Raw genomic sequence first — 21,250 nt, 5'->3', positions numbered from 1 at the left:
GGAGGAATGGAAAGTGGCACAAAAAAAGGTGGCTCAAAAAACGAGAAAGACCACGACGACGAAGCGGAAGCGACCGGCGACAAGGACGCGAAAGCAACCGGTCCCTTGGCGTACATATGGCTGGGTCGCCTTCGTTCTGGCGATGACGGCGTTCATCTTTTCATTGTTCGAGTTCGGATTGGTCGGTGCACGGACGTCGTCGCTCGCAGTAACGTTGTTCGGCGGCTGGGGCGCATTGACGTATTTGGCGATCGCGTTCACGTTGCTTATCTTCTTGAACGATTGGCGTCCCGGACAGCGGGCCGGGATTATGCTTCTTTTTATTGCCTTTTTGTTGTTTGGTGACCTCGTCTGGGGATCCGAGCGCGGCGCCATCAACGGCTCGCTCTATGAGTTAAACCATTACTTACTGTCCGACTTCGGAATCGTCTTCCTCGGAATCATCTGTCTCGTCGTCGGTATCTCTTTACTATCACCAACGGTTTGGCGCAGTGTCGGTCGGAGACTGCTCGAATCCGGTCAAGCGATCAAGCAAGAGTGGCAGGAACGGGAGCGGCCTGAGCGGAAGGTGAGCCCGGCCCGGAAGAAAGCGACGCCTGCCGTCCCACGTGAAGCAGAGGCGTCACGTAACGCGCCGGATGCTGAACCGGAAACGGATGCGGTGACGATGCACGATATCCCGATCGTCGGATTCAGTGAACGAGTCGTTGCCGAGAAGCAGGAACAAAAACAAGACACGAACACGACGGAGCGCGCAGACGACGTAACGGACATGCCGACCGAGGACATGATGATGACCGCCGCCCAAGATGTATCTGCCACGTACGAGCTTCCAACGTTCGCAATCTTGTCTGAGCCGGTCGTCACCGACTTGTCCGGCGAGAACGCCCGCTTGAAAGCGAATGCGACGAAACTCGTCCAGACGCTGAAATCTTTCGGGGTCGGAGTCAAAGTGTTGAAGATTCATCTCGGTCCGACCGTGACGAAATACGAGCTTCAACCTGATATCGGTGTGAAAGTGAGCCGGATCACATCACTGAGCGATGACTTGGCGTTAGCACTCGCCGCGAAAGATATCCGAATCGAGGCGCCGATCCCAGGGAAGGCGGCTATCGGCATCGAGGTCCCGAACCAAGAAGTCGCACCGGTCTGTCTTCGTGAGGTACTCGAAGCCGAACCGGTCAAACGGGAAGTGTCACCGCTTCTCGTCGCCCTCGGAAGAAGTATTAGCGGGGAGACGGTGACGGTCGCCTTGAACAAAATGCCGCACTTGCTCGTGGCGGGGTCGACCGGGTCAGGAAAATCGGTCTGCATTAACGGTATGATCGTATCAATCTTGATGCGGACGCGTCCGGACGAGGTTCGTCTCATGATGATCGACCCGAAAATGGTCGAGCTGAACGTTTATAACGGCGTCCCGCACTTATTGACCCCGGTCGTCACAGACCCGAAGAAAGCAGCGCAGGCACTCAAACAAGTCGTCGCCGAAATGGAGCGACGGTACGAGCTGTTCAGCCGCTATGGCGTCCGTAACATCGAAGGTTACAACGAACTCGTCGACAAGTCTGAGGATGAGGACGCGAAACGGCTTCCGTTCATCGTCGTCATCGTCGATGAACTTGCCGATCTCATGATGGTCGCCTCGAACGATGTCGAGGACGCGATCATGCGTCTCGCCCAGATGGCACGGGCGGCGGGCATCCATATGGTGCTCGCCACGCAACGGCCGTCGGTCGACGTCATCACCGGCGTCATTAAAGCGAACATCCCATCCCGTATCGCCTTCGCCGTCTCTTCGCAGACGGATTCACGGACGATCCTCGACGGGGGTGGTGCCGAGAAATTACTAGGACGTGGCGATATGCTCATGCTCGCCAACGGCATGAACAAGCCTGTCCGTGTCCAAGGGGCGTTCGTCTCTGATCAAGAAGTCGAGACGGTCGTCAATCACGTCATCGCGCAACAACGGGCGCAATATGTCGAAGCGATGATGCCGAAAGAAGAAGAAGTGACGACGATTGATTCCGATGACTCGTTGTTCGGGGAAGTCGTACAATTCATCTTGACGCAAGAGACAGCGTCGACATCGATGATTCAACGAAGATTCCGGATCGGCTACAATCGGGCGGCCCGTTTAATCGATTCGCTTGAACAAGCTGGATACGTCGGTCCGTCTGAAGGTTCGAAGCCTCGGAAAGTACTTGTCAACGAACAAGATGTATGAAACATAAAAAACGAACGTTATGATTTTTATATATCATAACGTTCGTTTTTTATTGTTTTTTCGGTGAAAAGGCAATAGGAGGTCAATTCTGAAAACAAGCCCGTTGGCGCCGACTAATATAGCACATCGTACCTATATGAGTAAATGAGCCATACTACTGAAAACCGTGAAACGCTTTCATATTTTAATACCGTTTACATTTTACAGATTCTTTTCAAACCGACAGTGAACAGGTAATATAGACTAAGAGGTGAACGGAATCCCTTCAAGTTAAAATATTTCCTTGATTCCGAACAAAAACTATTGCGTTCTAATTCTGGAATCCCTATACTTAATATTGGCAAGGGCATTCATACGTCAGATGTCTGAGCACTGGTAAGAATAGGTAAAGGTGGTGAGGCCCATGTCGATCAAGCTCGATCATCGCTTGCTCTATCTCCGGGTGATTGAGAAAATCAAGCAGGATATCGATGAGGGTGTCTATCGTGAAGGAGAAAAGCTTCCTTCAGAATTCGAGTTGTCGAAGCAACTAGGAGTCAGTCGTGCGACGCTCCGAGAAGCGCTCCGTATCCTCGAAGACGAGAAATTTGTCGTGCGAAAACATGGCGTCGGAACGTTCATCAGTTCAAAACCTCCCTTCACGTCGGGGATTGAAGAACTGTTCAGCGTGACGGACATGATCATGCGCGCCAAAATGACACCGGGAACAAAAGTATTGGTGGCCGAAAAGGTGTTAGCGACAGAGAGAGAAGCCGACCGTCTAAAAATCGAACCGAACTCACCGATTTATCGGATTGTACGGATTCGTTATGCGGACGAAACACCGGTCGTATACTGTGTGGACAAGATTCCCGCACATCTCGTTTCTAATCCTGAAGCCTTGACAGAAGGGAAGTCGTTGTTCGACGCACTCGAAAAAGAGGTAGGACGTCGGGTCGCATATGCGATCACGCACATCGAACCGAGTGTGAGCACCGAAATCTCGACTCAACTTCAGACGGACCAACCGTTACTCGCATTAAAGCAACTGCACTACGATGAGAGCGACTTACCGTTGCTTGATTCAGCAAACTTTTTCCGAGCGGACCGCTTCGACTTTCACGTCGTACGCAAACGCGTCTAAGTAAGTTCGTTTTATCCGGAAACGGTTATTTTTGGGGAACAGCGTGAAAGCGCTTTCTTATACCGGTGTAAAGACTACTGATAACATGACAACCTAAATTGTTATGAACCGAAAGGGGAAACACGACGATGATGAACAAGAAAAAAACGATTCTCTCAGCTTTAGCAGCAGGTCTCACACTCTCGACAGTACTCGCAGCATGTGGCGGGGACGACAATGAAGGTGCTTCAAACGGAGAAGGCGGCGGCAGCGAAGCTGGCGACTTCAAAGTGGCGATGGTAACGGATACGGGCGGCGTAGATGATAAGTCGTTCAACCAATCAGCTTGGGAAGGTCTCACGAAGTTCGGTGAAGACAACAACTTGACGGAGAACGAAGGATTCAAATATCTTCAGTCTTCAAAACAAGCGGACTACCAGCCAAACTTGCAACAATTGGCGCGTGACAACTTCAACTTGATCTACGGAATCGGCTTCTTGATGGCTGAGGACATCGAAACAGTCGCAGGCCAGTTCTCTGACAACAACTTCGCGATTGTCGACATGGTCGTCGATGCACCGAACGTCGCGTCAATCACGTTCAAAGAGCAAGAAGGATCGTTCCTCGTCGGTGTGATTGCCGGTCTCATGACAGAAACGGACAAAGTCGGCTTCATCGGCGGCGTCGAGTCTGACTTGATCAAGAAGTTCGAAAACGGATTTAAAGCGGGCGTCATGGCAGTTAACCCGGACGCGACAATCGACGTCAAATACGCTGAAGACTTCAACTCGGCTGAAAAAGGAACGGCGATCGCTTCAGGCATGTACGGCGCTGGTTCTGACATCATCTATCACGCGGCAGGCGGTACAGGTGTAGGGGTGTTCACAGAAGCGAAGAACCGTAAGAAGAACGGCGAAGAAGTATGGGTGATCGGGGTTGACCGTGACCAATACGAAGAAGGACTCCCAGAAGACGTAACGCTCACTTCAATGGTCAAACGTGTAGACACGGCGACGTATGAAGTATCGAAACAGACGATGGAAGGGAACTTCCCAGGTGGCGAGATCATCGAGTTCGGTTTGAAAGATGACGGTGTCGGCATCGCTGAAACGTCTGACGAGCACGTACCGGCTGACATCCTCTCGAAAGTGGATGAGTATCGCCAACAGTTGATCGACGGCGAACTTACAGCTCCAGCGACAGACGCTGAGTTTGAAGAGTTCATGAAATCAGTAGAATAAATCATTGAGTTAGGGGGGACCCATGCGGTCTCCCTTTACTTAAAGTTAGGGGTGGACTTTCTTGGAATATGTAATTGAAATGCTCAATATTCGCAAAGAGTTCGGAACGTTCGTAGCGAACGACAATATCACCCTCCAACTACGCAAAGGCGAGATTCATGCGCTTCTCGGAGAGAACGGTGCCGGGAAATCGACGCTTATGAACGTCTTGTTCGGTCTCTATCAACCGGAAGGTGGAGAGATTCGCGTGCGTGGAGAAAAAGTGGACATTGAGAACCCGAACATCGCCAACGACCTCGGCATCGGCATGGTGCACCAACACTTCATGCTCGTCGAGAAGTTCACGGTGACAGAAAACATTATCCTCGGCTCAGAACCGAAGAGCGGGTTGACGGTCGACCGTGTCACGGCGCGTAAAAAAGTGATGGACATCTCAGAACAGTACGGACTCCGTATCGATCCGGATGCGAAGATCGAGGACATCTCGGTCGGGATGCAGCAGCGTGTCGAAATTTTGAAGACGCTCTATCGTGGGGCGGAGATTTTGATTTTTGATGAACCGACGGCCGTGTTGACGCCGCAAGAGATTCAAGAACTCATCCAGATCATGAAGCGTCTCATCGAAGAGGGTAAGTCGATCATCTTGATCACGCACAAGCTAAAAGAGATCATGCAAGTCGCCGACCGCTGTACGGTCATCCGTCGCGGGCGCTATATCGGCACGGTCGACATCGACGAGACGGTCAACGAAGACCGCCTTGCTGAGATGATGGTCGGTCGCGAAGTCAACTTTGATGCGGAATATTCCAAGGCAGATCCACAGCAAGTCGTTCTCGACATTCAAAAGCTCGTCGTCAAAGACAGTCGTGGCCTAGAAGTCGTCGAAGGCTTGGATTTACAAATCCGCTCAGGTGAGATTCTCGGGATTGCCGGGATCGATGGGAACGGACAGACGGAATTGATCGAAGCGATCTCAGGATTGAAGAAGCCAGAGGCAGGAAAAATCTTCTTGAATGGGAACGATGTGACCGGATTCACCCCTCGTAAAGTGACCGAGGCGGGCGTCGGCCATATCCCGCAAGACCGGCACAAACATGGTCTCGTCCTCGATTATACGATTCGTGACAACATGGTGCTCCAGACGTACTACAAAGAGCCTTTCTCGAAACGCGGTTTGATGAACTATAAAGCCGTGGCAGAGAAAGCAAAAGCGTTGATTGAGAAGTTTGACGTCCGAACTCCATCAGTCGACGTGCCGGCTCGTGCGCTTTCTGGCGGTAACCAACAAAAAGCGATCATCGCCCGTGAAGTCGACCGGTCTCCGGACCTGTTGATTGCGGCACAACCGACGCGCGGTCTTGACGTCGGAGCCATCGAGTTCATTCACGAGCAGTTGATCAAAGAGCGTGAAAAAGGACGTGCCGTCCTGCTCATCTCGTTCGAGCTCGAAGAGATTTTACATGTGTCCGACCGGATCGCGGTTCTCTATGAAGGGAAAATCGTCGGGATTCGTGACCCGAAAGAAACGACAGAGCAAGAGCTCGGCTTCTTGATGGCCGGCGGTAAGAGAGGGGAAGAAACAGTATGAACAAGCTAGGACTCAATCGACTGCTCATCCCACTGCTATCCATCTTGATGGGGCTATTTGTCGGAGCGATCGTCATGCTCATCGGCGGCTACGACCCGATTCGCGGCTTCTCGTCGCTCTTTAACGGCATGCTCGGCAGCCCGTACGCCATCGGTGAGACGCTTCGTGCGGCCGCGCCGCTCATCTTCTCTGGTCTCGCCGTCGCGTTCGCGTTCCGCACCGGTCTCTTCAATATCGGGGTCGAAGGCCAAGTGTTGATCGGCTGGGTGGCGGCGGTGTACGTCGGGATCAACTTTGATTTGCCGATGTTCCTCCACTTGCCGCTCGCTTTGCTCGCCGCGATGTTCGCTGCGGCCGCATGGGCGTTCGTGCCTGGTTTCCTCAAGGCGAAGTTCCACGTCCATGAGGTCATCACATCGATCATGATGAACTACATCGCGCTCTATACGACGAACGCGATTTTACGGAGCGTCATCGGCGTGACGAATGAACGGACAGATTCGATCAAAGATTCGGCATCGCTCTCGTCGCCGCTCCTTCAAGAATTGACGACGTTCTCACGCTTGCACTGGGGCATTCTCATCGCCGTCCTTGCCGCGGTCGTCTATTACTACATTTTGCAACGGACGACGCTCGGGTACGAGCTTCGCGCCGTCGGTTTCAACAAGCACGCCTCACAATATGCGGGGATGAGCGTCAATCGCAACATCGTCTTGTCGTTCGTCATCTCGGGTATGTTCGCCGGTCTCGCCGGTGCGATGGAAGGTCTCGGGACGTTCAACGGTATGACGCTTAGCGCGTCGTTCACTGGCGTCGGATTCGACGGGATCGCGGTCGCGCTTCTCGGAGCGAACACGGCAGTCGGTGTCGTCTTGGCGGCCTTGTTGTTCGCTGGACTCAACATCGGTGGACTCGCGATGCAGCTCGGGGCGAACATCCCGTCTGAACTCGTCAAAGTCATCATCGCAGCCATCGTCATCTTCGTGGCGTCTGGTTACGCACTGAACTATGTCATTGAGAAACTTAAAGGAAATCGTAAGAAAGGAGTGGAGAAAAAATGAGCTTCTTAGAAGTCCTCTACATCGTCGTACCGGTTGCACTCGCCTATGCGACTCCACTCATCATCGCCGCTCTCGGTGGCATCTTCAGTGAACGGTCGGGTGTCGTCAACATCGCGCTCGAAGGAATCATGGTCATCGGGGCCGCGACGGGAATCATTACGACGCTGACGCTGACGAACATGGGTCTTGGCGGGATGAGCCCGTGGATCTCGCTCTTGGTCGCCATGGTCATCGGGGCGCTGTTCTCGCTCTTCTTGGCAGTACCAGCCATCCTGTGGCGGGCCGACCAGACCGTACTCGGTGTCGCGATCAACATGCTCGCGGTCGGACTTGCGATTTTTGTCGTCCGTGTCCTTTACAATAAAGGGCAGACCGACTTCATCCAATTCCGGATCGCGAAAGAGAACGTGCCGATCTTGTCGGATATCCCGATTCTCCGCATGTTCTTCATTAATGTCCAGTACACGTCGTTCATCGCGATCGCGCTCGCGTTCGTCGTCTGGTTCGTCATCTTCAAGACGCCGTTCGGCCTTCGTCTCCGTTCGGTCGGGGAACACCCGATGGCGGCAGACACGATGGGGATCAACGTCACGAAGATGCGTTTCATGGGTGTCATGCTCTCTGGGGCGTTCGGCGGTCTTGCCGGAGCGGTGTATGCCGTCACGGTCACGACGAACTTCAGTGCGACGACGATTGTCGGGCAAGGGTTTCTCGCCATCGCCGCGATGATCTTCGGTAAATGGAATCCGCTTGGCGCGCTCGGAGCCGGACTTTTCTTCGGATTCGCGCAAGCGCTCTCGATCATCGGTAGCAACTTGCCGGTCATCAATAACGTGCCGCAAGTGTTGCTCTTGATCGCGCCTTACGCGCTCACGATTCTAGCCCTCGCTGGTGTCGTCGGTCGGGCCGATGCGCCGAAGTCGGTCGGTATCCCGTATATTAAAGGGAAACGTTAACGAAAGAAAGGACATATGTCCCGTTTAGGAAAGGTTGTTTGACGCTTAAGTCGAACAACCTTTTTTGTTATACTCATAAAGAGGTGAGACAATTGAAAAAATGGTGGCAATGGTTGTTCGTCATGATGGCGACAGTTGTGTTGGCCGGCTGTTCGGTCGACGACTGGTTCGCCGGGCAAGTCGACCCGCCTGAATCGCTCGTCGAACTTGAAGCCGACTACCCGAGCGCTGACGTCAGGCAACAAGTCGCTCGTCCGATCGGCAAGACAGAGACGGTCACACTCGACCGCGTCGTCGATGGCGACACGCTCAAAGTCGAGTTCGAGAGCGGCGCGACCGAATCGATTCGCCTGCTCCTCGTCGATACACCAGAGACGAGTCATCCGACATTGCCGGTGCAGCCGTTCGGAGAAGAGGCGAAATCGTTCGTCGAGCGTTGGCTCCCGGAAGGGGATACGATCACGCTCGAGTATGATGTCGGTCGCTATGACCGTTATCAGCGTACGCTCGCTTATGTCTGGTACGACGGGGTGATGTTGAACGAGGAACTATTGCGGCGCGGTTTAGCCCGTGTCGCTTACATCTATGCGCCGAACACGCAGCACGTCGATGCGTTCCGGACGGTCGAACGGTCAGCAAAGGAAGCGCTGCTCGGCATCTGGAGTCTTGAAGACTACGTGACCGGGAACGGATTTGACCATGAGGCGACGACGCCTGCGAAGCCGAAGACGGGTCAAACTTGTGACATTAAAGGTAACATCAACCGAGACGGAGAGAAGATATACCACGTCCCGGGCGGTGCCAGCTATGAGCGGACGATCGCCGAAGAGATGTTCTGTTCGGAACGTGAAGCCGAAGCGGCGGGCTTCCGGAGGGCGGCCCGCTAAAAAAGAGAGACATGTATGTCTTAGACACACATGTCTCTCTCCGCTTATTCGTATTTGAGCGCATCGCCGTCGAACGATTCGTCGGCGACTTTGATTGAGTCGGTCGGGCAACCTTCGAACGCATCCATCAAGTCCTCGTAAAGCTCATCCGGGACTTCGATCGTACCCGTGTTGTCGTCCATCAAGTTGAAGGCGAGACCTTCGTCATCATAGTCGAAGATGTCCGGGGCGGCGGCTCCGCAAGCCCCACACGCGATGCATGTATCTTTATCAACAATTGTAAATTTTGCCATTATTAACCCTCCATACGTTTCGTCTCTCTTCATAGAAATCGACTTTCTACTGACTATGAGTAATTGTAGTCTACATACCCGATTATTTCAATGAGGAAACGAACATCGTTTTGGAAGGATAATGATTTTTGAGAGGAGGTGGCACGATGGTTCATTTAGCTGACGGGGTGTTGCTCCTTGCGATCGACCGCTTGAAAGGAGAGCGCAGCGAGCGTAGCCTGTTTCACGTGTTGAACGGGAAGCGATCGGCGACGACGCTACAAGACGCGTTTTTTTATGACCTTGAACCGGTGTTCGGGATGTTCCCGTACGCGAAATACGATTATGAGAAACTGATGGCCTCGTTAGAGAAGCGAGGATGGCTGAACCGTTCGACGTTCACGCTGACGGGGGCAGGACAGCTTTTAGCTTCACCGGAGACGGTGAGTGATTTATTCGAACGTCTCGGTGGTGAACAGCGCGACTATACGACGATGACGTGGAAACGGCTCAGCCTGTTCATCCAGACGTTCATGTCGCTCGAGCATAAGCGGACGTTCTATCCGGTACAGGCGGACCGGCTCGCCGAACGGTGGGTGAAGCAAATCGTTCGATCCGAGCGTGAGTGGCGTCCGTTGATCGAGTCGTTTCACTCAGAGCTCGAGACTGCGCTCGAATCGGTCGGTGACCCGTACGCGACCGCTGTCGTCTACCGGTTCACGGGTGCGTTCGAGACAGGGTATACGTACGAGCAGATTGCGACGCTCCTCGACGTCGATGCCCGGACGGCCCGTCTTTACTTTTTGGCGGGATGGAACGCGTTGTTGAACGAGTTGCCGGAAGACGCCAAACTTCGAGGGTTCAGCCACGGCCTGTCGCGGGAGCGGATGACGCTCTCGGCACGGGAGTCGTTTGACTTGTTCACGGCGGGACGCTCGTTCTCGCAAGTGCAATCGATGCGTCGGTTACGTACATCGACGATCGAGGACCACGTCGTCGAGATGGCGATGTACATTGAGGAGTTCCCGCTCGACCAATTCGTCCCGGAGCGTTTGATCGCTGAAGTGGAGCGGCTCCGAGAAGGAGACAGCTGGGCGTTGAAACCGATTTTCGACCAGATCGACGAATTGAGTTATTTCCAGATTCGCTTAGTGTTCGCAAGACTGAAACGAGGTGAGACGTTTGTATGAGAAAACTTTAAAACGAGTGTTCGGCTACGACTCATTTCGTGAAGGGCAACGTGACGTCATCGAGGCAGTCGCGGATGGGCAAGACGTGCTCGCCATCATGCCGACCGGGGCCGGGAAGTCGTTGACGTTCCAATTGCCGTCCTATATTAAAAACGAGGGGCTGACCATCATCGTCTCCCCGCTCCTGTCCTTGATTGAAGACCAAATGCTCCATATTCGGGAGCGCGGTGAGCGTGGTGTCGCCCGACTCACGTCGATGGAGACGCTCGAAGAGAAGCAGGACATCTTGAACCATTTGAAGCGATACCGCTTCTTGTATCTTTCCCCGGAACAGCTCGCCGTGCCACACGTGACGCGCGCGCTGTCGAATACGAAGATTCAAATGCTCGTCGTCGACGAAGCGCACTGCATCTCGCAGTGGGGACATGAGTTCCGGCCGGAGTACGCCCGGCTCGGCGAATTGCGCAAGCAACTCGGCAGTCCGCAATGCATGGCCGTGACGGCGACCGCGCCGGAGACGGTCAAACGGGACATCATCGAGAAATTGGCTTTATTCTCCCCGTCGCAGTTCGTCCATTCGGCGAACCGTCCCGAGATCCGGCTCAGCGTCGAACGCCTCGAGACCGAACAGAAGCTGCCGCGACTCGTCGATCTCGTTCGCGAAGTGCCGAAGCCAGCCGTCATCTACACAGCGACGCGGCGTGAGGCGGAGTCGCTCGCGCTCGCGCTCGACGACGCCTTGTTTTACCACGGGGGCATGTCGACCGAGGACCGTCGCCTCGTCCAATCTCAGTTTTTGAGAGATGAAGTGGCGGTCATGGTATGTACGAGCGCGTTCGGGATGGGGGTCAATAAAGACAACGTCCGAAGTGTCATCCATTTTCAACTCCCGGCGACGCTTGAAGCGTATATGCAAGAGATCGGCCGCGCCGGACGTGACGGGGCGCCGGCCTTCGCAGTGCTCTTGTACGCCGAAGGGGACGAACGCATCCAACAATTCTTGATCGACCAACAGTATCCGAAAGAGAAAGACATCCGGGTCGCATATTTTGAACGGGAAAATGGCACAAGTTTGTCTCAATTGCCGAGTCTCCTAAAAATGAATGAAGAAGACCCGGTGTGGGGCTTGTTAAAACAGATGCTCGCGGAACGAACGCTTGCCGGTTCCATTGATTGGGTAAAGGAAAGAAGGCGCGATCGGTATCGCCAGCTCGGTCAAATGATGGATTACGCCTTGATCAAGACGTGCCGCCGTGACTATTTGTTGCGCTACTTCTCGGAAGAGCCGGTGCAACAACAGCCGTGCTGTGACGTGTGCGGGGAGATTTCGTTCCCTGAAAGCGTGCAAGTTGTGTCTAAAAATGTGACAGAATGGAAACATCGGTTGGCCCGCATCTTTTCCTTTGATTGATATCATAGTAAAATGATAAAAAAGGTAAAGGAGGACGTACGTTGCGACATCGGAACCAGGCGGATTCACTCCGTGACAAAGTGGTGGATACGTTGCCGTCTCGATCGGAACGGCAAGAATACGAGCGTAAAGAAAAATTGAATGACAATTGGTTGAAACGACCAGTTGCCATGATGCTGACACTTTCAATGTTTGCTATTATTCTGGCATTTTTATATATAGGGCGTCACGCAATCTTTTTATGACCAATACGGCGTAGCAGCCGTATTTTTTTTATGATTCTTTGTCAATCAATTCCTTTTGTCGGTCGTTTGGAAACGATGCGCCATATTTTATATGAATTTGCACAATAAAACAGGCGAATTGACGTGCAGGGGGCTATACTAAAAAGGAAGACTAGTTAGGAAAGGAGGGGCGGTCATGCCGAAATACTCCATAAAGACGGTCGCATCACTAACGGGAGTGAATCCGACGACGATCCGGGCGTGGGAACGTCGCTATCAATTCATCGTCCCGAGCCGGACTGATTCGGGCCATCGTCTATATTCGGAACAAGACGTTGAAAAGATCAAATGGGTTGTCGAGAAGCAACGGGAAGGACTGACCGTGTCCCAAGCGATTCAGCAACTCCATCAGGCGCCTGAACCGAAGCCTGAGCGTCTCTATGATGAAGAATTGAAGGACGGCTTGATGGACGCTTTGCTCGCTTTCGATGAGCGCCAGGCGCATGATTTGATCAACCGTGCCTTCAACACGTTCAGTTTTGAAAAAGTGACGAAAGATATTATCGGACCTCTGCTCATGGACATCGGGACACGATGGGAGAACGGGACGATCACGATTGCGCATGAACATTTCGCGACAGCGTTTCTCCGGTCCCGTCTGTCGACGTTATCGTTGCAAATGCCGATGAATCCGTTTTTGCCGCGCATCGTCTGTGTGTGCGCCCCGGAAGAGATGCATGAGATCGGACTTTTGTTCGTCACGCTCTACTTGAGACAACACGGCTATGACGTGATCTTTCTTGGGTCGGGTATCCCGAAAGAAGACTTGAGTACGGCGCTTTACGATATCGAGGCGAAATGCCTGATCTTCTCGTGCACGCTGTCCGAGCATATCGACGGTCTCGAGTCGGCCATTGCATATGTGAAGGCGAATCACCCGGACCTTGTCATCGGCGCCGGCGGCTACGCCGTCAGTCAACAGGCGTCCCGGTTCAAAGATGCATTTCTCGGCAATTCACCTGAAGCGTGGAACGAGTGGCTCGCAACAATTTGACAGTTCGGTGAAACGAGAGTAGCTTATTGTTATGTAGGAACGATTATTCTTTGGAGGTTTTCGTTTGAGATTTGAAAAACAAACAAAAGAACATTTGAGAGTGTATTTGACTGCGAATGAGCTATCGCTTCGTGGCATCGCCATCGATACGATTGTCGGAGAGAGTGGGCAGGAGCTCTGGCGTGAACTGCTTGAGACGGCGGAGGCCGAGTACGGGTTTTCACCGCAAGGTGCCGTCGATTTGAACGTGACGATGTTCCCGCGTGACGGGATCGTCATCGATGTCCAAAAAGTGGGGGCGATCGAACCGGAAGCGGATCAAGAACAAGTCGAGATCCGGTTGACGATCGATGTGATCCATCATTTGATTTATCAGTTCGAAGACATCGAGGACGTCATCGATGCATCGGTCCGCTTGTTCCCTTTCATGCGCGACACGATGCATGGCGGGGCGCTCTATCATTACGAAGGACGCTACTATCTGCATTTCGCGGAAGTACTGCCTCCTCGTGTCGAAGAGCCTCTAGCTGCCATTCTCTCCGAATACGGGAAGACGACGACCGTCAGCCCGTACGTCATGCTCGAATACGGCAAGACGATTCAAACTGAACAAGCGGTGAAGGAGCTGTACGATACGTTCGCGTGAGTACGGCTTTTTCACCGTTCTGTTTCTATTGTTTTTCCGTCACCCGTGGTATGATAAAATTTGAATTTTTCAGTTGAAAGTCGAAGGAGAGATAAGATGAAAGTCGCTGTGTTATATGGAGGAGTATCAGGAGAGCGTGAAGTGTCGCTCACGAGTGGGAAAGGCATGATCGAGGCGCTGAAAGAGCGTGGGCACGACGTCGTGGCCATCGATTTTCATCCTGAACGGGCGAACGAGTTGTTGTCGCTCGAGGCGGATGTCGTCTTGAGTGCGCTTCACGGAAAGTACGGCGAGGACGGCCGCGTCCAGTCGCTACTTGAGATGGCGCAACTTCCGTACACGGGTTCAGGCGTTTTGGCTTCAGCGCTCGCGATGGATAAAGCGCGGGCGAAAATTATCTTTGCGGCAGCGGGGATCCGCGTCGCGCGTGACGTGCTCGTCGAGAGTGCGGACGAGATCGATTTGAAAGTCGCGGAGTGGGGCGGCGAGTTCCCTTGTGTCGTCAAACCGGCGCAGGAAGGGTCGTCGAACGGATTGACGATCGCGATGGACGAGACGATGCTTCGCGACGGGATTGCGAAAGCGTTCGAGTGCGACACGGCCGTGTTGGTCGAACAGTATATTAAAGGGCGCGAGTTGACCGTGCCGGTGCTTGGCAATCGCGGCAACGAGTATGCTCTCCCGGTCATCGAGATCATCCCGAAAAATGAGTTTTACGACTATGAATCGAAGTATACGGAAGGTGGTTCGGTGCACGTCTGTCCGGCCGAACTTCCTGAGGCGTTGACGAAAGAAGTGCAAGACGCGGCCGTGCTCGCGCACCGTGCGCTCGGTTGTGCCGGCTATTCGCGTTCAGACTTCCTCGTTTCAGAAGACGGGCTCGCCTATATCCTCGAGACGAACACGCTCCCGGGCATGACGCCGCTCAGCCTGTTCCCGGACAGTGCCCGCGCGGTCGGCATCTCGTACGGGGAATTGCTCGAACGTTTCATCGAACTGGCGCTTGAAAACTAAGAAGGGGCTCCCCCTTCTTTTTCTTTTAGAAAACGCTTTCATTATTTTTGTAAAACCCTTTCAAATTGGTCGTGTATCAGCTATACTTTTAAACGAATACGAGGTTGGTTCTTGGGGGAGAATTGACAACTTAGGGGAGGAAACCTTCATGATTACGGATCAAGAAAAAGGTCATCAAAAACGAAAAAACATCCTGGAATCGACACAAGAGGTCATTCACGAGGCGCTTGAGAAGCTCGGTTACCCAGAAGAGATGTATGAGCTCTTGAAAGAGCCGCTCCGGATGTTGACCGTTCGCATTCCGGTCCGCATGGACGACGGATCGACGAAAATCTTCACCGGATATCGGGCGCAACATAACGATGCCGTCGGTCCGACGAAAGGCGGGATTCGTTTCCACCCGAGCGTCACAGAAGTGGAAGTGAAGGCGCTATCGGTATGGATGAGCTTGAAGGCCGGGATCGTCGATCTTCCGTACGGCGGAGGGAAAGGCGGGATCGTCTGTGATCCGCGTGAGATGAGTTTCCGTGAAATCGAGCGCTTGAGTCGCGGATACGTGCGGGCCATCAGTCAAATCGTCGGCCCGACGAAAGACATTCCGGCACCGGACGTCTTCACGAACTCACAGATCATGGCGTGGATGATGGACGAGTATAGCCGAATCGATGAATTCAACTCGCCAGGTTTCATCACGGGTAAACCGCTCGTTCTCGGCGGTTCGCACGGGCGCGAGACGGCGACGGCCAAAGGGGTCGCCATCATGATTCGTGAAGCCGCTCTCCGTCGTGGGATCGAGTTGAAAGGGGCGCGCGTCGTCGTCCAAGGCTTCGGCAATGCCGGCAGTTTCTTGTCGAAGTTCATGTATGATGCGGGAGCCAAAGTCATTGCCGTCAGTGACGCCTATGGGGCGATTCACGATGAGAACGGTCTTGACATCCCATATCTCCTTGACCGTCGGGATTCGTTCGGGACGATCTCGACGTTGTTCAAAAATACGATCTCCAATCAAGAGATGCTCGAACTCGACTGTGACATTTTAGTTCCGGCCGCCATCGAGAATCAAATCACGGAGACGAACGCGGATAATGTGAAAGCGTCAATCGTCGTCGAGGCCGCGAACGGACCGACGACGAACGAAGCGACACGCATCTTGACGGAGCGTGGCATCCTCCTCGTGCCTGACGTGCTCGCCTCGAGCGGTGGCGTGACGGTCTCATACTTCGAATGGGTACAAAACAACCAAGGGTATTATTGGACGGAAGAGGAAGTGGAAGAAAAACTTGAAAAAGTGCTCGTCCACTCGTTCAATACTGTGTACAATACGTCTTCGGCCCGCAAAGTCGACATGCGTCTCGCCGCCTATATGGTCGGCGTCCGCAAGATGGCGGAAGCGTCTCGCTTCCGCGGCTGGGTCTGAACCGGGCCTATACGAAAAGAGGGAAGACCTGATCCGTCAGGTCTTCCCTCTTTGTCGTTTAGGATGTCACACCGTTTCGCTCCTGAAGCGTCTCGGCGATTGCTTTGCCGTGGAATCGGCCGTTCTCAATGAAGATTTTGTTGGCATCATTTCCTGCGGCGACGACACCGGCGATGAAGAGGCCGTCGACGTTCGTCTCATACGTCGATTCGTTGAACGAAGGGACCCCTGTCTCCTCGTCGATGTCGACACCTGATTCAGCAAACAGGCCGTGATCCGGCAAATACCCGGTCATGGCGAGCACGTGGTCGGTTGCGACACGGTGCTCGACCCCGTGCTGGACGTAGACGACGTGGTCTGCTTCAATGCGGACGATCTCGGCTTCGAGCTCGAGCCTGACTTTTTCGTGGCGAACGAGTGAGTCAAATGCCGGGAGCACCCAAGGCTTGACGGAGGGGCTGTATGCATCTCCACGGTAGAGCACCGTGACGTGCGCTCCTGCCTTCTCAAGTTCGATCGCCGCATCGACGGCCGAGTTTTTGCCGCCGATGACGGTAACGTGTTGACGATAGAACGGATGTGCTTCTTTGAAATAATGCGAGACGTGCGGGAGGTCTTCCCCTGGGACGTCTAGCTTACGGGGGCGTCCGTAATAACCTGTCGCTAAGACGACGAAGTCGGCCTCCCGTTCCATCCGCCCGTGTCGCTCATGAAGGGACGTCACAAGGAAGCGACCGTTGCTCTTATCGACGGAAGTCACCGTTTCAAACGGTCTCACATCGAGGTTTGTCCGGCTCACGACTTCCCGGTAGTAGACGAGTGCATCTTGGCGCCGCGGTTTCAAATCTTTACAGATGAACGGGATGTCCCCGATTTCAAGTAGGTTGGCAGACGAGAAAAATGTCTGGTGGGTCGGATAACGGTAAATCGCGTCGACGATATTGCCGCGTTCGATAACCGTGCATGAGATGCCGACCCGTTCTAATTCGATGGCCGCCGATAGGCCGCAAGGACCGGCACCGACGATAATGGCCTGTTTGTTCAATGAAATCACCTCATCCCCCATTGTATGGAAGCGGGCGGGTGTTGGCAAGTCACTGCTGGAAGCTGAAACTGTGCTCCATGACCGGTTGAGACGACCCCGCCTCGAGTTCGACAAGAAGCCGGAGCCGTGCTTTTTGCGAGTTGAGGCCGTTTGAGAAAATCACCCCCATGTCTTTCAACTGTTTGCCGCCGCCTTCGTAACCGTATACGTCCTGGACGATCCCGTTGAAGCAACGGCTGACGATGACGACCGGAATATGGGCGACGAGTCGTTCGAGTGCGGGGATGATTGTCGGCGGGACGTTCCCTTGACCGAGTACTTCAAGGACGAGACCGTCATAACCGAGATCGAGAACCGCCTCGAGCAAGTCGGGCTCCATGCCGGCGACGACTTTCAACACGGCGACCCGTTTCGTGATGTGTGGAATCATCTTTGCTTGCCGCGTCATCGGTTGGCTATAGATGAGAATGTGGTCTTTCGTCACCATCCCGACGTTCCCGAAATGAACGGATTTGAACGTATCGACCGACGAGGTGTGAGTCTTCGTGACGTTGAACGCCGAATGGATCTCGCCATTGAAGACGACGAGCACGCCTTTGCCTCGCGCCGCCTCACTTCGGGCGACACGAAGCGCCGTGATAAGGTTGAACTCCCCGTCTGATCCGATCTCGTTCGAAGAGCGCATCGCTCCCGTCAAGACGATCGGCACTGGGGCGCCGAGCGTGATTTGAAGAAAGTAAGCCGTCTCTTCTAACGTGTCCGTGCCGTGGGTGATGACGACCCCATCATACGTGTCTTGTGTCAATTCTTGGGCGATGAACTGGGCGAGCTCAAGCATCTTTGCCGGCGTCATATGCGGAGACGGGATGTTCGAGAAGTGCTTCGTCGTGATGCGGGCGATGTCGGTCGCTTTCGGCAACGTCGCATCGATCGGGTTAATATCGCTCGGTGAGACGTGGCCTGATCCGGTTTGGGACATTGCGATCGTGCCCCCGGTGTGAATGAGTAATAAATGATTCATACATAAACCTCCAACTTTTTTTGTTCGATTCTTCCATTTTCTAGGCGTTAACCACTTTTTCTTTCGCTCGTTTCAGTGTATGCTTAACGGTAGAGAGGAGAGATGCGTCATGATTGCAATCGCCTTGTCTGCGGTAGCGCCAGGGTTCGCCCTTCTTTCCTATTTTTATTTGCGACATGAATTGGAAGCGGAACCGCTCGGCTATGTGATTCGTTCGTTCGTTGCCGGAGCCATCCTCGTCTTCCCGATCATGTTCATCCAATACGCGCTCGAAGAGGAAGGTGTCCTCACTAGCCCGTTTTGGAAGGCGTTCGTGGCTACCGCGTTGCTTGAAGAGTTTTTCAAGTGGTTCATGATTTATTATACAATATACATACATAAAGTCTTTGATGATTACTACGACGGGATTCTCTATGCGGTCGCCTGTTCACTCGGCTTCGCCACGTTAGAGAATTTTCTATATTTATGGGTGTACGACTCGCTCGAGGTCGCCATATGGCGAGCCGTCTTGCCGGTGAGCGGACACGCCTTGTTCGCGGTGGCGATGGGCTTTTGCCTCGGGCGGGCGAAACATTCGTCACAAGAGCGGCTATGGCTCTTCATCGCGGTCGCCTCGGCGACACTCATGCATGGGGTGTTCGATTACATCCTGCTCCTCGAACCGACGAACAAAGTACCGGCCGTGCTCTATATCGTCGTGTTGTGGATGGTGGCCTTATTGCTCGTCCGTGCCGCTAACCGTTCCAACCGTCGTCAATTTAAATAGTTAAAAGGGGAATTGAGTTTATGTTAAAAGTTGGTCAAGAGTTACGGGTGGAAGTTGAAGGGAGAAACGAAGGCAAGACGAAAATCGCAGCGATCCATGACGATGTCGTTTGGATCGAGTCACCGAGTGAGACGGCGACGCTTAAAACGTTCTTCTTGCATGAAGAAGAAGCACTGCGCGTTTATTTCTTTAAAGGAGAAGACCAACTGTTCGCGTTCGACACTGTCGTCGCGAGGCGGGTGAGCGATGCCCAACTCACGCTCCGTTATGCGTTTGCGCTCCCTAAACCGGAGAAGATCAAACGAGTGCAGCGTCGTGAATATTTACGAGTGCCAGAAATGATCAACGTCACCGTGCTCGCCGAGGATGGACAGGCGTTCCCGGCGTTTGAGACGACATCTCTCGACGTGTCGGCCGGCGGGATGCGCATCGTCGCCAACCGGGCCCCGGTCGAGCTCGATGAATCGCTCATCGTCGTGTTCCGTATCGAGGACGAGCGGGGGGTGCCCCAGACGTTCCGAGTGAAGAGCCGTCTCGTCCGTGTCCACGAGCAGGCTGTCAAAAAGGAACTGTCGCTCTGTTTCGAGAACTTGACGCCGCGCGACCAAGAGACGATTTTACGTTACTGTTTCCGTGCCCAACTTGAGGCGCGTAAACGGACGGGCTCTGTATTTTCTTCACGATAAAAAACTGGTATGATGTTCTCGGAACAAATGACCGAGAGGAGGCGGGTATCGGGAACAGCCGATACCCAATTTTTATGATGAAACCGTTACAGATTGCACTAGATGGACCGGCTGGAGCCGGTAAAAGTACGATTGCTAAAACACTTGCCAAAAAACTAGGTTACGTCTATATCGATACAGGGGCGATTTATCGCGCCGTCACGTATCGGGCGCTCCAAGACGGGATTGGCCTTGAGGACGGGCCGGCGCTCGCTGCGATGATCAACCGCATGGACTTGCGTCTCGTACCGAGCGAGTCCGGGCAACGGGTGTTCGATGGGAGCATCGAAGTGACGGATGAGATCCGCTCCAGTGAAGTGACGAACAACGTCAGCTTCGTAGCCCGTCAACCAGAAGTGCGCGATGCATTGATGGATTTGCAACGTGACCTTGCCCGTGAAGGCGGGATCGTCATGGACGGCCGCGATATCGGGACGCACGTTTTACCGTCTGCGGACTTGAAAGTGTTCATGACCGCCACCGTAGAGGAACGGGCCCGCCGGCGTCACGAAGAGAACGTGTCAAAAGGGATCCCGAGTAATTTCGAACAACTGAAAGAAGAGATCGCCCTCCGTGACAAACGAGACTCAGAACGTGTCGTCGCCCCGCTCCGGCAAGCCGAAGACGCCCATTTCCTCGATACGACCGACTTGTCGATCGACGGTGTCGTCATGGCGATCGAGCAGTTGATGGAGCAGGTGATCAATCGATGAAACCGCTCAACAACGGACCGTTCGGCATGTATCGGCTCACTGTCGGCGTCGTCAATATTATCCGGAAGTTAAGCTTTCGGGTGGAGTATGTCGGCCGCGAAAACGTCCCGCTCGACGGGTCGATGATCGTCTGTTCGAACCACCAATCAAACTGGGACCCGGTCTTGTTGGCCGGGGCCATGCCGAAACAGCGTCAGCTTCGTTTCTTTGCTAAAAAAGAGCTGTTCGACGTCCCGGTATTGAAACACATTTTGAACCGTTCCGGTCAAATCCCGGTGTCGCGCGGGGAAGGAGATCGCCAGGCGCTCCGCGTCGTCCTTCAAAAGTTGAAGGACGACGAGGTCATCTCGATCTTCCCGGAAGGCACCCGCTCAAAAGATGGGACGCTCGGTAAAGCGCAGGCCGGTGTCGGGTTCTTTGCGCTTCGTTCCGAGGCGGCTGTTCTGCCGATTGCGATTATCGGCGAGTACAAGTTCCGCCAACGGTTGAAAGTCGTCATCGGCGAACCGATCGATTTGTCTGCATTGAAAGCAAACAAAGCGAGCGCACAAGTCGCAGCCGACTTGATCATGGCCCGGATCAATGGATTGTACAACGAGCATTCACGGAACGTTCGATAAATTCAGGTTTAATCTGTTGCGAGGAAAGGTACTAATCTGATAACACCTTGACAAATCTTCGGAATTATAAGAA

21 protein-coding genes are annotated in these 21,250 nt (G+C 53.6%); 18 read left to right on the top strand and 3 right to left on the bottom strand.

Going from position 1 to position 21,250, the window contains the following annotated elements:
- Positions 1-13 precede the first annotated feature (13 nt).
- From P398_RS0111410 to P398_RS0111380, 7 genes are all read left to right on the top strand, one after another.
- A complete protein-coding gene (locus tag P398_RS0111410; RefSeq protein WP_024370152.1) occupies positions 14-2,224 on the top strand; it encodes an FtsK/SpoIIIE family DNA translocase in 2,211 nt (736 codons plus the stop codon).
- Positions 2,225-2,627: 403 nt separating this feature from the next.
- Entirely contained in the window at positions 2,628-3,347 is a 720-nt protein-coding gene (locus tag P398_RS0111405; RefSeq protein ID WP_024370153.1) for a GntR family transcriptional regulator, read from the top strand.
- Positions 3,348-3,478: 131 nt separating this feature from the next.
- Positions 3,479-4,567 carry a BMP family lipoprotein gene (locus P398_RS0111400; RefSeq protein WP_024370154.1) on the top strand — a complete coding sequence of 363 codons (1,089 nt, stop codon included), beginning with the start codon at positions 3,479-3,481 and terminating at the stop codon, positions 4,565-4,567.
- 61 nt (positions 4,568-4,628) lie between these two features.
- Positions 4,629-6,155, top strand: coding sequence for an ABC transporter ATP-binding protein (locus tag P398_RS0111395; RefSeq protein ID WP_029335350.1), 1,527 nt, complete (start codon positions 4,629-4,631; stop codon positions 6,153-6,155).
- Positions 6,152-7,216: an ABC transporter permease gene (locus P398_RS0111390; protein WP_029335349.1), complete on the top strand. Its 1,065-nt coding sequence runs from the start codon at positions 6,152-6,154 to the stop codon at positions 7,214-7,216. The genes P398_RS0111395 and P398_RS0111390 overlap by 4 nt, the downstream gene beginning before the upstream one ends.
- Entirely contained in the window at positions 7,213-8,172 is a 960-nt protein-coding gene (locus P398_RS0111385) for an ABC transporter permease (protein WP_029335348.1), read from the top strand. Before P398_RS0111390 ends, P398_RS0111385 begins: the two co-directional genes overlap by 4 nt.
- A gap of 83 nt (positions 8,173-8,255) precedes the next feature.
- The gene (locus P398_RS0111380; protein WP_051638956.1) at positions 8,256-9,059 is read left to right on the top strand and encodes a thermonuclease family protein; all 804 of its coding nucleotides are present in this window, start codon (positions 8,256-8,258) and stop codon (positions 9,057-9,059) included.
- 44 nt (positions 9,060-9,103) lie between these two features.
- On the opposite strand, the gene P398_RS0111375 is transcribed toward P398_RS0111380, so the two are convergent.
- Positions 9,104-9,352 carry a ferredoxin gene (locus P398_RS0111375; protein ID WP_021067177.1) on the bottom strand — a complete coding sequence of 83 codons (249 nt, stop codon included), beginning with the start codon at positions 9,350-9,352 and terminating at the stop codon, positions 9,104-9,106.
- 146 nt (positions 9,353-9,498) lie between these two features.
- On the opposite strand from P398_RS0111375, the gene P398_RS0111370 reads away from it, so the two are divergent.
- From P398_RS0111370 to P398_RS0111340, 7 genes are all read left to right on the top strand, one after another.
- Positions 9,499-10,521, top strand: coding sequence for a helix-turn-helix domain-containing protein (locus P398_RS0111370; RefSeq protein WP_024370159.1), 1,023 nt, complete (start codon positions 9,499-9,501; stop codon positions 10,519-10,521).
- Positions 10,505-11,932: a RecQ family ATP-dependent DNA helicase gene (locus tag P398_RS0111365; RefSeq protein WP_029335344.1), complete on the top strand. Its 1,428-nt coding sequence runs from the start codon at positions 10,505-10,507 to the stop codon at positions 11,930-11,932. Before P398_RS0111370 ends, P398_RS0111365 begins: the two co-directional genes overlap by 17 nt.
- Positions 11,933-11,973: 41 nt before the next feature.
- Positions 11,974-12,177: a hypothetical protein gene (locus tag P398_RS16965; protein WP_024370161.1), complete on the top strand. Its 204-nt coding sequence runs from the start codon at positions 11,974-11,976 to the stop codon at positions 12,175-12,177.
- A gap of 175 nt (positions 12,178-12,352) precedes the next feature.
- A complete protein-coding gene (locus P398_RS0111355) occupies positions 12,353-13,210 on the top strand; it encodes a MerR family transcriptional regulator (RefSeq protein ID WP_024370162.1) in 858 nt (285 codons plus the stop codon).
- A gap of 64 nt (positions 13,211-13,274) precedes the next feature.
- The gene (locus P398_RS0111350) at positions 13,275-13,856 is read left to right on the top strand and encodes an adaptor protein MecA (RefSeq protein ID WP_024370163.1); all 582 of its coding nucleotides are present in this window, start codon (positions 13,275-13,277) and stop codon (positions 13,854-13,856) included.
- A gap of 96 nt (positions 13,857-13,952) precedes the next feature.
- Positions 13,953-14,870, top strand: a complete 918-nt coding sequence (locus tag P398_RS0111345) for a D-alanine--D-alanine ligase (RefSeq protein WP_024370164.1) — start codon at positions 13,953-13,955, stop codon at positions 14,868-14,870.
- 148 nt (positions 14,871-15,018) lie between these two features.
- On the top strand, positions 15,019-16,287 hold the full coding sequence (locus P398_RS0111340) for a Glu/Leu/Phe/Val family dehydrogenase (RefSeq protein WP_024370165.1): 1,269 nt from the start codon (positions 15,019-15,021) through the stop codon (positions 16,285-16,287).
- A gap of 58 nt (positions 16,288-16,345) precedes the next feature.
- On the opposite strand, the gene P398_RS0111335 is transcribed toward P398_RS0111340, so the two are convergent.
- Together P398_RS0111335 and P398_RS0111330 are read right to left on the bottom strand one after the other, a co-directional pair.
- Positions 16,346-17,353 carry a YpdA family putative bacillithiol disulfide reductase gene (locus tag P398_RS0111335; RefSeq protein ID WP_029335342.1) on the bottom strand — a complete coding sequence of 336 codons (1,008 nt, stop codon included), beginning with the start codon at positions 17,351-17,353 and terminating at the stop codon, positions 16,346-16,348.
- 28 nt (positions 17,354-17,381) lie between these two features.
- Positions 17,382-18,353, bottom strand: coding sequence for an asparaginase (locus P398_RS0111330; RefSeq protein WP_029335341.1), 972 nt, complete (start codon positions 18,351-18,353; stop codon positions 17,382-17,384).
- A 109-nt stretch (positions 18,354-18,462) separates the two neighbouring features.
- On the opposite strand from P398_RS0111330, the gene prsW reads away from it, so the two are divergent.
- The 4 genes from prsW (at position 18,463) to P398_RS0111310 (ending at position 21,177) form a co-directional block, all read left to right on the top strand.
- Complete coding sequence (gene prsW / locus P398_RS0111325) at positions 18,463-19,119, top strand: glutamic-type intramembrane protease PrsW (protein ID WP_024370168.1); 657 nt, start codon at positions 18,463-18,465, stop codon at positions 19,117-19,119.
- Between the two features lie 20 nt (positions 19,120-19,139).
- Positions 19,140-19,805 (top strand): flagellar brake protein, encoded by a 666-nt coding sequence (locus P398_RS0111320; RefSeq protein WP_024370169.1) that lies wholly within the window; start codon positions 19,140-19,142, stop codon positions 19,803-19,805.
- A gap of 74 nt (positions 19,806-19,879) precedes the next feature.
- Entirely contained in the window at positions 19,880-20,557 is a 678-nt protein-coding gene (gene cmk / locus P398_RS0111315; RefSeq protein WP_024370170.1) for a (d)CMP kinase, read from the top strand.
- Positions 20,554-21,177, top strand: a complete 624-nt coding sequence (locus tag P398_RS0111310) for a lysophospholipid acyltransferase family protein (protein WP_029335339.1) — start codon at positions 20,554-20,556, stop codon at positions 21,175-21,177. The genes cmk and P398_RS0111310 overlap by 4 nt, the downstream gene beginning before the upstream one ends.
- The last annotated feature ends 73 nt before the right edge of the window (positions 21,178-21,250 follow it).

This window comes from Exiguobacterium aurantiacum DSM 6208 (assembly GCF_000702585.1).
GTDB lineage: Bacteria > Bacillota > Bacilli > Exiguobacteriales > Exiguobacteriaceae > Exiguobacterium > Exiguobacterium aurantiacum.
Note: the sequence above shows the minus strand (reverse complement) of the source record. Positions and strands in the feature narration are given on the sequence as shown.